Source organism: Novacetimonas hansenii JCM 7643 (genome assembly GCF_000964405.1).
Lineage (GTDB): Bacteria > Pseudomonadota > Alphaproteobacteria > Acetobacterales > Acetobacteraceae > Novacetimonas > Novacetimonas hansenii.
The window spans coordinates 17,120-32,487 of record NZ_BANE01000105.1; the positions used below are offsets into that span (position 1 = coordinate 17,120).

General features: G+C 62.0%; 14 protein-coding genes. 10 read left to right on the forward strand and 4 right to left on the reverse strand.

Translation table 11 applies throughout. The annotated features are described in order from the left end of the window. Window position 1 precedes the first annotated feature (1 nt). Window positions 2-2,803 carry a phosphoenolpyruvate carboxylase gene (locus tag B7G66_RS08340; protein ID WP_048859082.1) on the reverse strand — a complete coding sequence of 934 codons (2,802 nt, stop codon included), beginning with the start codon at window positions 2,801-2,803 and terminating at the stop codon, window positions 2-4. Window positions 2,804-2,954: 151 nt separating this feature from the next. On the opposite strand from B7G66_RS08340, the gene B7G66_RS08345 reads away from it, so the two are divergent. From B7G66_RS08345 to B7G66_RS08385, 9 genes are all read left to right on the forward strand, one after another. Next, complete coding sequence (locus B7G66_RS08345) at window positions 2,955-4,250, forward strand: DUF445 domain-containing protein (RefSeq protein WP_003620773.1); 1,296 nt, start codon at window positions 2,955-2,957, stop codon at window positions 4,248-4,250. A gap of 122 nt (window positions 4,251-4,372) precedes the next feature. Further along, window positions 4,373-4,831 (forward strand): SUF system Fe-S cluster assembly regulator, encoded by a 459-nt coding sequence (locus B7G66_RS08350; RefSeq protein ID WP_003620771.1) that lies wholly within the window; start codon window positions 4,373-4,375, stop codon window positions 4,829-4,831. A gap of 18 nt (window positions 4,832-4,849) precedes the next feature. Beyond that, window positions 4,850-6,340: a Fe-S cluster assembly protein SufB gene (sufB, locus tag B7G66_RS08355; RefSeq protein ID WP_003620769.1), complete on the forward strand. Its 1,491-nt coding sequence runs from the start codon at window positions 4,850-4,852 to the stop codon at window positions 6,338-6,340. Between the two features lie 17 nt (window positions 6,341-6,357). Next, on the forward strand, window positions 6,358-7,131 hold the full coding sequence (gene sufC, locus B7G66_RS08360) for a Fe-S cluster assembly ATPase SufC (protein ID WP_003620767.1): 774 nt from the start codon (window positions 6,358-6,360) through the stop codon (window positions 7,129-7,131). Beyond that, window positions 7,128-8,396 (forward strand): Fe-S cluster assembly protein SufD, encoded by a 1,269-nt coding sequence (sufD, locus tag B7G66_RS08365; RefSeq protein ID WP_003620765.1) that lies wholly within the window; start codon window positions 7,128-7,130, stop codon window positions 8,394-8,396. The genes sufC and sufD overlap by 4 nt, the downstream gene beginning before the upstream one ends. Beyond that, window positions 8,396-9,646 carry a cysteine desulfurase gene (locus B7G66_RS08370; RefSeq protein WP_003620763.1) on the forward strand — a complete coding sequence of 417 codons (1,251 nt, stop codon included), beginning with the start codon at window positions 8,396-8,398 and terminating at the stop codon, window positions 9,644-9,646. The genes sufD and B7G66_RS08370 overlap by 1 nt, the downstream gene beginning before the upstream one ends. A 24-nt stretch (window positions 9,647-9,670) precedes the next feature. Beyond that, window positions 9,671-10,099 (forward strand): Fe-S cluster assembly sulfur transfer protein SufU, encoded by a 429-nt coding sequence (sufU, locus tag B7G66_RS08375; RefSeq protein ID WP_003620762.1) that lies wholly within the window; start codon window positions 9,671-9,673, stop codon window positions 10,097-10,099. A 6-nt stretch (window positions 10,100-10,105) separates the two neighbouring features. Beyond that, a complete protein-coding gene (locus tag B7G66_RS08380; protein WP_003620760.1) occupies window positions 10,106-10,573 on the forward strand; it encodes an SUF system Fe-S cluster assembly protein in 468 nt (155 codons plus the stop codon). Window positions 10,574-10,590: 17 nt separating this feature from the next. Beyond that, complete coding sequence (locus tag B7G66_RS08385; RefSeq protein ID WP_003620759.1) at window positions 10,591-10,983, forward strand: HesB/IscA family protein; 393 nt, start codon at window positions 10,591-10,593, stop codon at window positions 10,981-10,983. 277 nt (window positions 10,984-11,260) lie between these two features. Here the strand turns inward: B7G66_RS08385 and B7G66_RS08390 are convergent, their stop codons facing one another. From B7G66_RS08390 to B7G66_RS08400, 3 genes are all read right to left on the reverse strand, one after another. Next, the gene (locus tag B7G66_RS08390) at window positions 11,261-12,526 is read right to left on the reverse strand and encodes a class I SAM-dependent RNA methyltransferase (protein ID WP_040512089.1); all 1,266 of its coding nucleotides are present in this window, start codon (window positions 12,524-12,526) and stop codon (window positions 11,261-11,263) included. A 29-nt stretch (window positions 12,527-12,555) separates the two neighbouring features. Then, a complete protein-coding gene (locus B7G66_RS08395) occupies window positions 12,556-14,175 on the reverse strand; it encodes a DEAD/DEAH box helicase (RefSeq protein ID WP_003620756.1) in 1,620 nt (539 codons plus the stop codon). Between the two features lie 242 nt (window positions 14,176-14,417). Then, on the reverse strand, window positions 14,418-14,870 hold the full coding sequence (locus B7G66_RS08400) for a CopD family protein (RefSeq protein WP_040510914.1): 453 nt from the start codon (window positions 14,868-14,870) through the stop codon (window positions 14,418-14,420). 200 nt (window positions 14,871-15,070) lie between these two features. Here B7G66_RS08400 and B7G66_RS08405 point away from each other — a divergent pair. After that, the coding region (locus B7G66_RS08405) for an NAD(P)H-hydrate epimerase (RefSeq protein WP_048859083.1) at window positions 15,071-15,368 on the forward strand (298 nt) is incomplete at its 3' end.

A 15,368-nucleotide genomic window follows, 5' to 3' on the forward strand; every position in this document is an offset into this window, starting at 1 on the left:
TTCAGCCAAAGGCCCCGACATGGTGCATCACGCCGGTGCTGATTTCGCGCACCAGTGTGAACAGCCGTTGCATCGGTTCGAAAATTTCCGTGTATTCGCGCATATACGTCCCTTCATCGCGGGGCCCGTGCGGTTCATGGAAATCCAGGTCGAAGCTGCGGTCCGCGTGATAGGGGAAGATATGCTCCAGCTCCTTCAGCACATCGGGGATTTCCAGGCACAGGACCTTCGCCGTCAGCACGTCGCGGGTGAACGCATTGCGCGGCGCAAAATACGGGATCCGGGTGGACAGCATCCATATCTGTTCAATGATGGCGATGCGGATGGCATGCAGCAGCATTTCATCCGCCTCCATCCGTGGTGCGCTGGGCCATGCGTTGCGTAACGCCAGATGGTCCGATTGCAGGCGGCGGAACATGGATTGCGTACAGGCCCAGAAATCCAGCCGTTCCAGCCCGTGCATCAGCGTCAGGCACGCATCCTGCCGTTTCGGGTCGTGATGCGCCGTTGCGCGTTGCAACCACATGTCCGGGTCCAGCAGCCGGATCACACCACGCAGGACGCCGTCGCTGGAATGGGCCAGGCCATGGGCGGCGAAATCCAGCGCACGGCGAAAACGCGGGCTGTCGTTCAGGTAACGCTCGAACGTATCGGGATGACGCGCGGCCGCCGTGCCCAGCCCCTGCAACGTATTGGCGCACCAGCCAAGCTGCTGGAGGATGGCGTTGTTGGGGATGGCGCGCAACTGGCTGGGATGGCGGATGCGCGTGGTGATGGCGGCCGTATCGCTCTGCCGGGCGGAGGGGCGTGAACCCGTCTTGTCGATTAGTGACGGCCCGAACGCACCCAGCAGCGCGGCATAGCCTGGATCCTCCACCAGTCCTGTCATGCCGCGCGCGATGGCGGAAAAGAAATCGGCAGAGAAATCGGGTTCGTCGTAAACCGGGTCTTCGTCGATGGAGGTCGTGGCAAAGGCGTGTTCCGCGATCACGCTGACAGTTGCATCCGCAAGGGGCTGCGTCCCGAACAGGAGGTAGCCATCCCCCCCCTGAAAGGCCGTTTCCTCGCGCAGGCGAATGCCTGCCTGCAGGAAACGCATGCGCGCATGCGGGGGGGAGAGATAGTCGAAACGTTCGGCAAGGCTGTAGGGATGTGCCCCGCGGCCGATGCTTTCCCCATGGGTGTCGAACAGGATGACTTCCACGAAGGCGAGGTCCCATTGCCGCAGAAGGTCGCAGACCTTCAGCCGCAGCCGTTCGATCAGGTAGGTCGCGGCAAGCTGTCCCACATAACGTCCCGAATCCGAAAAACCGAATTGCAGGCTCAGCTTGCGCGTACGATGCAGGTAGGCGCGCCAGTGCGGTGAATGCAGCGCTTCTTCGATCAGGTGTTCCCCCTGTTCCAGCGCGTCCTGCGTTTCAAACAGGGGGGAGATTTCGATCATGTCTTCCACGCCCAGCAGGCGCGCAAGCCACAGTGCCGTCAGCAGCGTATAGCCGGTTTCCGTTTCCGCGATCAGGAAACGGATGGGCGTGGTGCGGTCGATATGGTGCAGGATCTGGCGCACCGTCATCATCAGCCGCCCCGCCGTTGACTGTTCCACCAGCAGGGAGCCGAAATCAATGTCGATTGGCTGCGTTGTATCCAGCGCCTCGTCAATGCGTGCGATCAGGGCGCGACGCTGGGCATGGATATCGGGATTGTCGGTAATGCCCAGGCGCTGGCGGGCGACATTGTGTAATTGCGTGGAATTGAGGCGTACATGCGTATGCGCCGCCGACAGGCCATGGGCCATGAAACCCGCGCGTGCGACCGCCAGCGTCATCTTGTCGTCCAGCGTCGCGGCATCAATGGCTTCGGCAAAAGTGGGGGCGAGGTCGTTGCTGCTGGTCATGGCCTCTTCGCGGCGACCGATCAGGACCGCGGCAAAATCGGCCACCGCCTGCGGGTCGGCACTGCCGGGGCATGCGGCGATCTGTGCCTCCACCGCCTGTATGGCGCGATTGACGCGTTCGTGCAGGTCATTGGGGACGGAGGCGACGGGGCCAATCTGTGCATTCAGGCGGGTTAACTGCATGTGCTTCATGCGCAGCCGCAGCCGCAGCGTGTCCCACCACCCGATATCGGTGCGTCCGTCCGTGTCGTATCCGACCCAGCTTGTCATGATAATGGGACGCGGCGCCAGCGTGGCCCACAGTTGCGGCCAGTGTGCCCGTGCCTCGGTCAGGAGAACCCGCGTCAGGCGATCGAGTGCATTGCGCCCGCGCAGGATCGCCTGCGTCGCCAGCGTGAATTCCTCATCCAGCGTCGGCGGCGCGGCGCGGCGATGCGTTATGAATGCCGGGACATCGGTCGGGGGCTGCTGCGGGTTTTGCGTCGCCATGTCGGCAAGGCAGTCATAGACGGGGCTGGCCAGCGCAAACGTGGGATGCGCGGTGAACACGGCGGCAAAGCGGCTGCGTTCGGTCGCGGCGCGGAACCGGGCGATGGGCACCGGGCTGTCATTTGGGTCGGGCTGCATGATGCGGCGCGCCACGTCACGCATGCGCTGGTCGATGACGGCATCATCCACCCCCCCGACATACGCGGCGATATGGCAGGCGCGGCGGGCGAACGCGGCGTCGCGCAGGCGGCGGACCCAGGCCTCCAGCGCGTCGGTCGACAGGCTGCCCCGGTCGATCTGCTGTCCGATGCTGCGTGCCAGCGTCATGACCGGGTTGTCGGAAAGGGCAGGGATCGCCACAAGTTCGCGGGCCTGCTGCTGCAGCATGTCTGTTGCATGAGGGGCAGAGGCCTGGGACATCAGAAGATCCTGTCTTGAAAATTGCATGATGTACCAACGTCCCATGTTCGCGGTCGCTTCGCAATCGCCACAAGGTTGTGTTCACGTGTATTTGGAGGTTCCCCACCACGACATCTTGGGTCTGGGGACACACAATGGTATCAAAAGGTTCATGAACGACATTCCACAAGCCGACAGGGATGCCTGGCGCGTCCTGCAACGTTACAAATGGTCGGCAACCGGGCTGCTCGTCGGGATGGCGGGCCTGACGGTCGCGGGCTATGCCCTGCCGGCATCGGGGGTGATGGCTGACCATGCATGGCTCGACGTCCTGCGTTCTGGGGCAAAGGCCGGGGTGGTCGGCGGGCTTGCGGACTGGTTTGCGGTCACGGCCCTGTTCCGCCGCCCCATGGGGCTGCCCATTCCCCATACTGCCATCCTGCCCGCGCAGCAGGAACGCCTGGCCCAGGCGCTCGGGCGGTTCGTTTCCACCAACGTCTTTACCGAAAAGGATGTGGCGGTGGCGATGCAGCGCATCGACCTGCCCAGCGTCATTGGCGACGTCCTGAAGGACCCGGAGACCATTTCCACCGTGAACCGCGCGGTTATCGGCGCGGTGCCGCACATGTTGGATCGGCTGGAGGACGGGCGGGCCAGCAATGCGATCTCCCGTCTGGTGCCCAGCCTGCTGGGGGGGGAGGAAATCGCCCCCATCATGATCCGCAGCATGCGTGCGCTGGTTGATGGGGACCGCCATCAGGAGGTGCTGTCCTTCCTGCTCATGCGGCTCAAGGACGGGTTGAAGTCCAAGGAACCCTCCCTGCGCAAGATGATCGAGGAGCGCGTGCGCGAACAGGGCGGCCGCATCCTGGGCTGGGCCATTGGTGGTTCCATCGCCACCAAGGTCCTGACCGCGGCAAGCGAGGAGCTGGACCGGGTTGACCCGCAGAACTCTGAACTGCGCGAAGGATTTACCGCATGGGTCCGCTCAGAGATCGACCGGATCGAACAGGACCCCGAACGCCGCCGTGACCTGACGGGCACGATCATGGGCGTCCTGTCGCATGACAGCATCCGGGGATGGAGTGGGGATATCTGGCACCGCCTGCGGCAGGTGATCGAAACCGACATCGCCCGGGGGGAGGAGGGATGGACCGCATCCATCGTGCGTGACGCGTTGCAGCGTTTGTCAGAGCAGATGTACCATGATGCACAGATGCGTCAGCGCGTGAACAATGCGGCGCAGCGCATGGTCAACAGCAGCCTGCCGTTCCTGCGCGACAGCATGTCACGTTTTATTGCTTCGGTCGTTGCAGGGTGGGACGCGAACGCCTTGAGCGACCGGCTCGAACTGCGGGTCGGGCGCGATCTGCAGTATGTACGCTTCAACGGGACGCTGGTCGGGTTTCTGGCCGGATGCGGCCTGTCGGTGTTACTACAGCTTATATTCGGCACCGGTATCGGCTAGGAAAGTATCATGATGGTGCAAATGAACTTGACGAACCGCGGCAGGTGTCCCATCTGGAACTGAGTAAATCAGTACCAGTCTGGTCCATTTAACGTCGGACGTGACAGGTACGGGAGAGCAGGATGCTGAAACTTTCAAAACTGACCGATTATGCCGTCGTGGCCCTGGTCCGTCTTGGACAGAAAGAGGAAGTCACGACCTCTCCCGTGCTGTCGCGTTCCACCGGCATCCCGGAACCGACCATCGCCAAGGTGCTCAAGGTGCTGGCCGCGCAGGGGATCGTCATTTCACAGCGCGGGGCGCGCGGCGGGTATCGCCTTGCGCGTCCGCTGGCGCAGATTTCGGTTGCGGCCGTGATACAGGCGATCGACGGGCCGATCTCGCTGACGACCTGCGTGGATGGGGGGGAATGCGACGCACGGTCGAAATGCGGGCTGGTGGGGCAGTGGGATGCGGTCAACGGTGCGATCCTTGATGCGCTGTCGTCCATTTCATTGTCCGACATGCAGAACCATACAGTGACATCCCGGCGGGCCCCCGATGCCCCGTCCGCGGCCCTCGGCCCCCTGGCCACGGCCTGACAGGAGGAGTGAAGACACATGCCAGCAGTTGCCGAGACCCGCAAGACAGTCGAGACACTGGGCCAGAACACCTATAAATGGGGGTTCGAGACCGATATCGAGATGGATATCGCGCCAAAGGGCCTGAATGAAGACATCATCCGCCTGATCTCCACCCGCAAGAACGAGCCGGAATGGATGCTGGACTGGCGGCTGAAGGCCTATCATGCCTGGCTGCAGATGTCTGAGCCGACATGGGCGAAGGTCAGCCACCCGCCCATTGATTATCAGGACGTGCATTATTACGCCGCGCCGAAGAAGAAGCCGGGTCCGAAATCCCTGGACGAAGTCGATCCCGAACTGCTGCGCACCTATGAAAAGCTGGGTATTCCCCTGCATGAGCAGGCGCTGCTTGCCGGCGTGGAAGTGCCCGAAGGGGAGGAGGCGCGCCCCCCCATCGCGGTGGATGCCGTATTCGACAGCGTGTCGGTCGCGACCACCTTTCGCAAGACCCTGTCCGAAGCGGGCGTGATCTTCTGCCCCATTTCAGAGGCCGTGCAGGAACATCCCGACCTGGTGCGCAAATACCTTGGCAGTGTCGTGCCGGTGACGGACAATTTCTATGCCGCGCTGAATGCCGCCGTCTTTACCGACGGGTCGTTCGTGTTCGTACCAAAGGGCGTGCGCTGCCCGATGGAGCTTTCGACCTATTTCCGTATCAATGCCCGCAATACCGGGCAGTTCGAACGCACCCTGATCGTGGTGGAGGACGGGGCGTCCGTTTCCTACCTTGAGGGCTGCACCGCGCCGATGCGTGATGAAAACCAGCTTCATGCCGCCGTGGTCGAACTGGTGGCGATGGAAGATGCGTCGATCAAGTATTCCACGGTCCAGAACTGGTATCCGGGGGATGAAAACGGGCGTGGCGGCATCTACAACTTCGTGACCAAGCGCGGCGCGTGCCGTGGCGCACGGTCCAAGATTTCGTGGACGCAGGTGGAAACCGGTTCCGCCATCACATGGAAATATCCGTCATGTATCCTCCAGGGCGAAGGATCGGTGGGGGAGTTCTATTCCGTGGCGGTGACCAATAACCACCAGCAGGCCGATACCGGCACGAAGATGATCCATATCGGGCGCAATACGCGTTCGACCATCATCGCCAAGACCATCAGTGCGGGACAGTCCGACAGTACCTATCGCGGGCTGGTGCGCATGATGCCCAAGGCATCGGGCGGGCGTAATTTCACGCAATGTGACAGCCTGCTGATCGGGGATCGCTGCGGGGCGCATACGGTGCCCTATATCGAAAATCGCAACATGTCCGCCAGCATCGAACATGAAGCAACCACATCCAAGATTTCCGAGGACCAGCTGTTCTACTGCCGCCAGCGCGGCCTGTCGGAAGAGGACGCCGTTGGCCTGATCGTCAACGGGTTCTGCAAGGATGTGCTTAAGGAACTGCCGATGGAATTCGCCGTGGAAGCACAAAAGCTTCTGCAGATCAGCCTTGAAGGCAGCGTCGGTTGAACAGGGATTATAGAGACGTGAGTAACGAATTTGTAAGGATCGACGGCCTGTGTGCCCGTATTTCGGATGCCGGGACGCCCAAGGAAATCCTGCGCGGTGTCGATCTGGAAATCCCCGCGGGCGAAGTCCATGCCATCATGGGGCCGAACGGGTCGGGCAAGTCCACGCTGTCCTATGTCCTTGCCGGACGTGAGGATTACGAGGTCACGGGCGGAAGCGCATCGTTCAAGGGACAGGATCTGCTGGCGCTGGAGCCAGAGGAACGCGCGGCCCTTGGCCTGTTCCTCGCGTTTCAGGCTCCGGTGGAACTGCCCGGTGTGAACAACGCCAATTTCCTGCGCACCGCCGTCAATGCCGTGCGCCGTGCCCGCGGGCAGGAGGAACTGGACGCGGTCGGTTTCCTCAAGGCCGTGCGCAAGGAGACAAAGCACCTGTCGATGTCCGACGACATGCTCAAGCGTAACGTCAATGTCGGGTTTTCCGGTGGGGAAAAGAAGCGCAACGAAGTGCTTCAGATGCGTATGCTCCAGCCGTCCTTCGCCATCCTTGACGAAACCGACAGCGGGCTGGACATCGACGCCCTGCGCATTGTGGCCGAGGGCGTGAATTCGCTGCGTTCCCCCGATTTTTCGGCGCTGGTCATCACCCATCACCAACGCCTGCTTGATTATATCGTCCCGGATCGCATCCATGTCATGGCCAAGGGGCGCATCATCCACAGCGGTGGTCCCGAACTGGCCCGCGAACTGGAGGCCCAGGGTTACGCCAAGTTCCTGGCGGAGGCGGCGTGAACGCCATCGCACCGGTCGGGATCAGTGCTGGCGCCTTCCTCGGCCGGGGAAAAGGGGATGGGCCGGAACGCCGTGCGGCGGCGGCCTTCCTGACGCAGGCGGGCCTGCCGCGTGCAGGCGTGGAGGCATGGAAATACACTTCCCTGCGTCATTTCGCGGATGTGCCCTATGCCACGCCCCCCGCGCAGGTTGATGCGGCAGAGGTCGCGCGCCTGCTGGCGACGGTGGAAACCGTGTCCGGGCTTGGCGCGGGGACATCGCGCATCGTCCTTGTCAACGGACGTTTCGATGCATCGCTGTCGCGACTGCCGCAGGGCGTACATGTCACGGCGTTCGCGGCTGACCCGGTTTTTGCCGACTGGATCGATCCCTGCGGCGACGTGGGCACCGCGCTGAATACCGTCATGGCGGATGACGGCGCGGTCGTGCGGGTGGATGCAGGCGTGGACGCGGGGGCGCTGCTGCTGGTCAGCATCGCGGTGGCGGGTGACGCCCCGATTTCGTTCCATCCGCGCCATCGCATCGACCTTGGCGCCGGTGCACGCCTTGCGGTGCTGGAGGCCACGGTTGGCGTCGGGAACTACCTGCATAATCCTGTATTCGAGGTCCGGGTGACTGAGGGCGCGCGTCTGACGCATGCCCGCCTGCAGGCCGAGGGGCAGCAGGCATCGCAGATCGCCGTGACCCATGCGCAGGTTGCGTCAGACGGGCTGTATGACAGTTTCAACCTGACCCTTGGCGCATTGCTCAGCCGGCATGAAGTGCATGCCGCCCTGCTTGGCGAACGGGCCTGTGTGCATGTCAATGGCGCGCAACTGCTTGATGCGAAGCAGCATGGCGATCTGAGCAGCATCATTACCCATGCGGCCCCCAACTGTGTTTCGCGCCAGACGGTCAAGAACGTGCTGGCCGGTCATGCGCGCGGCGTGTTTCAGGGCAAGATTCATGTGGAGCGCATCGCCCAGAAGACCGATGGCTACCAGATGAATCAGGCGCTGTTGCTGTCGGATACGGCGGAAATCGACGCTAAGCCCGAACTTGAAATCTACGCCGATGACGTCAAGTGCAGCCACGGTGCGACCGTGGGCGCGATTGACCCGGAACAGCTTTTCTACCTGCGCAGCCGTGGCATTACGCTGTCGGATGCGCGTTCGATGCTGATCCGTGCCTTTTTGCATGACGTGGTGCACCTGCTGGAGGATACGCGCCTGCGGGACAGCCTCGACCTGGCGGTCGAGGCGTGGTGGAACCAGAGGAACGCGTGATGGACAAGACCCTGTCAAAGACGGTGGACCGGGCGGATGCCCTGCGTCACCTGCGGGCCGATTTCCCGATCCTGTCGCAGCAGGTGCATGGAAAGCCGCTCGTCTTCCTCGACAGTGCGGCATCGGCGCAGAAACCACGTCAGGTCATCGACGCGATGGCTGACACGATGCGCATGCAGTATGCGAACATCCATCGCGGGCTGTACTGGATGAGCGAGCGTACGACCGAGGCGTATGAGGCCGTGCGCGACCAGGTCGCGGCCTTTATCAATGCTGCCGGGCGCGAGGAAATCGTGTTCACCCGCAACAGCACGGAGGCCATCAACCTCGTCGCGCATTCCTATGGTTCGCTGCTCAAACCAGGGCAGGCGGTCGTGATTTCCGAAATGGAGCATCACGCCAATCTGGTGCCGTGGCAGATGTTGCGTGACCGTGCCGGCATCGAACTGCGTGTCGCTGCCGTAACCGATCGTGGTGAACTGGATATGGCGTCCCTGTCACGCACACTTGCCGATGGCAAGGTGGCGCTGGTGGCTGTCACCCATATGTCCAATGTGCTGGGTACCATTACCGATGCCCGCGCCATCGCGGACATGGCGCATGCAGCCGGTGCGCGTGTGCTGTTTGACGGCAGCCAGCTTGCGGTGCATCGCCGCGTTGATGTGCAGGCGCTTGACGCTGATTTCTATGTCGTGACGGGGCACAAGCTGTACGGGCCGACCGGGGTTGGTTTCCTGTGGGCGCGGCGCGAACTGCTGGAGGCGATGCCGCCCTTTATGGGGGGCGGGGACATGATTTCCTCCGTCACGTTCGAAAAATCGACATGGGCACCTGTTCCGCACAAGTTCGAAGCCGGAACCCCCGCGATTGTCGAGGTCATCGGCCTGGGTGCGGCGCTGTCCTATATTGATGCCATCGGGTTTGATGCCATTGGCGCGCATGAAGCCGCGCTGACGGATCACGCACTGGAACGGTTGGGCGCGGTGACAGGACTGAACTTCGTCGGTACGGCCCGGGACCGGGGGGGGGTCATTTCCTTTACGATGGATGATGTCCACCCCCATGACATCGCGACGCTGCTGGATCGCAATGGCATTGCCGTGCGTGCTGGTCATCACTGCGCCGAACCGCTGATGCGCCGCATGGGGCTGAGTGCTACGGCGCGTGCAAGTTTCGGGATCTATACCACGCGGGAGGAAATCGACTTCCTTGCACGCACCCTTGAACAAATTCGCAAGTTCTTTGTGTAAGGGTGCGATGAGCAGGGGGGCGTGATGACGCAGGAGGATCTTTATCGTCGTCTGGTTGTCGAGCGTGCCCGCACCCCCATGTTCGGGGGGGAAGTCGAGGATGCGCAGATGCGTGGCGAAGGTACGAATCCATTATGTGGTGATCGGGTGCGTCTGACGGCGAGCATGACACCAGGGGGGCGGATTGCCGCCGTGCGTCATGAAACCCGTGGTTGCGCCATCTGTGCGGCATCAGCAGACCTGATGGCCGAACATGTGACCGGCCATGATCCCGCGTGGGTGGCGGAATTGGGCGCGGTGTTCGAGGCAATGTTGAAAACCGGGCACCCGGCCGAGGCGGCAGGGGATCTGGCGGTATTCGCCCCCCTGCACCAGTACCGTTCGCGCATCCGTTGCGCGACCCTGCCATGGACCGCACTGACCGCCATGCTGAATGATTTGAAAGACAGGTAAAGCGTCATGGAAGTGAAATCCGACGATACGCGATCCGTCCCCGAACGGGAAAAAACGCAGGACCCTGCGGCGTTCTCGCTGAAGGAAGACCATGCCCCGGCAGGGGAAGGGGAGGTCATGTCTGTCTGGACCCCTGATGGCGCGCAGCCTGTGGCGCGCACGACCGATGGCATGGCGTCGGAAGATGCGGTGATCGAGGCGATCGCAACTGTCTTTGACCCGGAAATCCCGGTCAATATCTATGAACTGGGGCTGATTTACGCCATCGACCTGCATGATGATGGTACCGTCAAGATTGAAATGACCCTGACGGCCCCCAATTGTCCAAGTGCGCAGGAGCTTCCCGCGCAGGTCAAGGAAGCGGTCGAAAAGATTGACGAGGTCAGCACCGCCACGGTCGAAATCGTGTGGGAGCCGCCATGGGACATGTCGCGTATGAGCGAGGATGCCCGCCTGACCCTGAACATGTTCTGATCCACGGGAATACAGCCATGACAACCCATACCGATCCCGCCCCTGCCACAACGGCCCCCACGACGGCTGCACGCCGTGAGCTGCCGCCCTTGATGACGCTGACGGATCGCGCGGCAAAACGCCTTGTTTCCCTTTACGCCAATGCCCATGCCGGGCAATTGCTGCGGATCGGCATTTCAACCAAAGGCTGCTCCGGTCATGCCTATGACATGTCATTCGTCAATGAGGCAGGACCAGGGGATGAAGTGGTCCGCGATCATGGTGTCACCCTGCTGGTGGATCGCAAGGCGACGTTGTTCCTGATCGGGTCGGTGATGGATTACGAGGTCAAGCAGCTTGAAGCGGGCTTCACATTTTCCAACCCCAATGAAAAAGGGCGTTGCGGTTGTGGTGAAAGCTTCCACGTCTAGAGATTGTTTGAAAACAACTCTTTGATAAAAAAAGAAAAGTTTTTGGGTGCCGCCTTTTTTCGAAAAGGCGGCGTCTTCTGAAGCTTTTCAGAAAAAGCCTCACCAAAAACCTTTATAATTTCAGGATGTTATTGAGACTCACTTTTCAAACAGTCTTCTGGGGGCTGTTTGGAAATGACCCGCCGATGAAAGAAGAAAAAGCTTCAGCCATCGGTGGCCTGTCAGAAGATGCAGGGCCAGCACTTTGTAAGCGCGGCATTGTTGGGTCCGCGCTGTTTCAGCGGCGTCGTGGTGGGGCTGGTCGGGTGAACAGGCATACGCTCTCGACCTCGGTGGACCACAGGAACTGGTCGATTACCGTCAGGCGGTCCAGCCGGTATCCGGCCTGTCGCAATGCTGTTGCATCGCGGCGCAGGGCGGTGGGGTTGCAACTGACATAAATGACATTCAGTGGCTTGCCATCGGTAATCTGATGAAGCTGCGCGCCCGCGCCGGCATGAGGAGGGTCCAGCACGACCGCCCCAGCCTTTGCCAGGACAGCACCCATGACCGGCTGCCGGTTGAGGTCGCGATGGAATGGTTGCACACGTGTGCCGCCACATGCCTGTTTCAGGCAGGCAAAGGCGGCTGCGTCCCCTTCATGGGCCATGACCCGTCCCCGTTCGGCAAGGGCGAAGGACAGCGTGCCGCATCCGGCATAAAGTTCGATAATATCTCCCTTGAGCCGCTTGGTCGGCAGGGCCTCGAGAATGGCGCACCGGATTGCATCCTCACCCGCCCGACTGGGCTGAAGGAAAGCACCCGGCGGCGGTGCCGTGCGCACACCGGAAAATTCATGCCATACCCCACCCGTCTGTGCTGCGGTTTCCGGGATGTCGTGACTGCCCTGGGGACGCCACGAAATCCGTGGAATACGCTGGCTGGCTGCAAACTGCGCCAGGATACGGCGGTCATCAGGGCCAAGCGGGCCATCCGTGGCCAGCAGCAGGTCCGGTCCACTGTCGAGCATATTGATCTGCAGGTCCCCGCCACGCCGGATGGCAGGCAGCGAATGCAGCATTGGCCGCAGGAGGGGAAGCAGCGCGAACAGCGCGGGTTCCAGCACGTGGCATTGGGTCATGTCCACGACCTCGCCACGTTTGCGATGCAGCCCGATGACCATACCCTGTTCCGTGCGGGCAAAGGCAAGATCCACCCGACGGCGTGTCAGTGGCGCCCCCTGCCATGAAGTCACGGGAATCGGGTCGGTATAGCCTGCGCCATGCAGGGCACGCAGGACGGTGTCCGTCTTCCACCGCAATGACAGGGGCAGGGACATATACTGCACGGAGCATCCGCCACATCGTCCGAACAGGTCGCAGGGCGGATCAACCCGGTCGGCGGAGGGATGGAGGATTTTTTCCAACCGTGCCCTGCCGTCCCCTGTCGGAAGAACGGTAACTTCCTCGCCGGGGAGTGCGCCCGCGACGAACAGGGCGGCACCATCAGGCAGGCGTGCAAGACCGTGCCCTTCCGCGCCAAGGGCATCGATATGAACCTGCATGATTTCAGACACGGGCAAAGTCTTTCGGGTCAGTCCGGCCGGATTTCATCCTCGGGCGTGGGGATGACAGACGCCGTGCGACGCGGCAGCAGCATGAAGGCGGGGATATCACCGCCAAACCCGGCCTGGGGCCGCTCGTTGCCATGTTCTTCGCGGGCATGGGCCGTTGCCGCGTGGCGCGGCGGGGATGCCGGACGCGCTGGTGGCGCCGCAGTGGCGGATACAGCCGTGGGGGCAACGGCATTGCGCGATTCGACTGCTGGCTTGCGCGATGGCGCAGAGGTCTTGCCCGTGGGCGCGGGCGCCTGTGGTGTTGTACGCACTTCAGCAGGCTTGCCACCACGTTTGCGGCCACGTGGGCGCGGTTCATCAGACCATTCGGTCTGGTCGATTCCCTTGACCTCCAGCCGGACGATTGGCTTGCCGGTCAGTTTTTCGATCGCTTCGGCTAACGGCTGCTCATAAGGGGTCGCAAGGCTGTAGGCATGGCCGGTGCGGCCTGCGCGGCCCGTGCGACCGATGCGGTGGACATAATCTTCCGCATGGAACGGCAGGTCGAAATTGAAGACATGCGACAGCCCGCCGATATCGATCCCGCGGGCGGCGATGTCGGAGCAGACGAGGATCTTGAGTTCGCCAGACTTGAACGCCTCCAGCGTGGAAAAGCGTAGCGACTGTGGCAGGTCGCCATGCAGTGCCCCGGCTGAAAACCCATGCTTGAGCAGGGATTTGCACAAGACGTCCACGTCGCGCTTGCGATTGCAAAAGATGATCGCGTTTTGCATGTCGCTCTCGCGCAGCAGCTTGCGCAGGGCGCGACGCTTGTCATCTTCTTCCACGATCACCAGTCCCGTCTCGATGGTGGACGCGACCGAAGAGGGGCGGCTGACGGTGATTTCCTTGGGGTTGTGCAGGAACATGTCCGCCAGGCGACGGATTTCAGGTGCCATCGTAGCAGAGAAGAAAAGCGTCTGGCGTATCGGCGACAGCATGCTGACGATCTTCTCGATATCGGGGATGAACCCCATGTCGAGCATGCGGTCTGCCTCGTCAATAACCAGCAGCTTCGTCTGCGTCAGCAACAGGCCGCCACGTTCGAACAGGTCAATCAGCCGTCCCGGAGTCGCAATCAGGACGTCAACGCCGCGATTGAGGGCCTCTTTCTGCTCCGCCATGCTTTCGCCACCAATCAGCAGCGCATGTGTCAGCTTGAGGTGCTTGCCATAATTGACGAAGTTTTCCGCCACCTGAAGCGCCAGTTCGCGCGTGGGCTCCAGAATGAGGGAGCGCGGCATGCGGGCCCGTGCACGTGAGCCGGACAGGATTTCCAGCATGGGCAGCGTGAAGGACGCGGTCTTGCCCGTGCCCGTCTGCGCCACGCCCAGAACATCGCGCCCCATCAGGATATAGGGAATCGCCTGTGCCTGGATGGGGGTGGGATGGCGATAGCCCATCTCCTCGATCGCCTGCTGGATCGGCGCGGACAGGCCCAGTTCGGAAAACAGCGGCTGTGGCGCGTCTTCCGTTTCCGGAGGGGTAACGATTTCAATGTCGGATATCGGCATTATGTCGCCTGCGGTCGCGGCAACGCGCCGGCCCACCTTGGCGGAACCGGCCGGAGCGGATGTCGTGTTCTTCTTGGCGCTCAAAATTCTCTCGAACGTGTCAGTGGTGAGGTCCCGTCCGGATTGCTACCATACCGCCTATCAGGTTAGCGCGCCTGATCGCCTGCAGCAACGCAGGGGCCTGTGGACCAAGGGCGAATCCCTACATTCCACACGTCCCCTGCCTATCTGCATCCCGTATGAAAATCAAGGATGCCTGTGCGCATGTGCATCAGTTATTTGGGCATTTACCTCTGCTGGGCATGCCCGCTGCTGTGGAAGGTGCCTCAGAACGGGTGGGCAAGGGATGCCGTAATGATCGTCAGCACCCCAAGGCCGATATTGATGAGGATCTGTGAGCGGATCGAATCGAACATCGCCGGTTGCGGGCGCATGGCGCGGCGGGCCTTCTGGTACGGGCCGAAATAGATCCGTGCGAAAATCAGGGCCATCATCAGGCCCAGCAACTGCATCAGGTTGATCTGCCACGCGATTGCTGCGAATCCGCCTTCGTGCAGGATCATCAGCCACCCCGTCACCAGCACCATCGGCATGACATGCCATACGATGCGGAAGAAGCGGTTGAGTGTCTGCAGATGGACTGACGCGCGGGGGATGGCGTCAAGCAGGCCGAGACTCGGTCGGAGTACGAACACGGCATAGATCATGCCGCCCACCCATGCGGCCATGCCAAGAAGGTGAACGGCGAGCACAAGGCTCCAGAGAATGGAGTGGGACATGACGCCTCCGGTTTGGAAAACGATGGGACGGGCGAATGCGTATCCGGCATGGCGCCCATCGGGAAAGCATGGACGGTTGTTTCCCGATTTTGCGTCCATAATGCAAGATATTGCATGCCGTCGGGCATATTTTGCCCCATCTGCCTCCATGCCCGGATATCCCGGCCCGCAGGCAGGCCATGCACGCAGGGGGACCGATCATGAATGACGCCGCATACAGACTGCTTCTTCCCGATCCGGCGCAGATGGGGCGTGTGGATGCCCTTGCCGCGCGGGTGGTGCCGATTCGTACGTTGATGGAACATGCGGGGCGCGCGGTGGAACGTGCGGTGCGTCGTCACGTGCGGCCGTGCCGCGTGCTTGTGCTGTGTGGTCCGGGGAACAATGGGGGGGATGGCTATGTCGCCGCGCGCCGTCTGGCGCAGGCCGGATGGCCCGTCAGTGTCGCGGCCCTTGCGCCGCCGCGGCCGGGTGGCGACGCGGCGGCCGCCGCCGCGC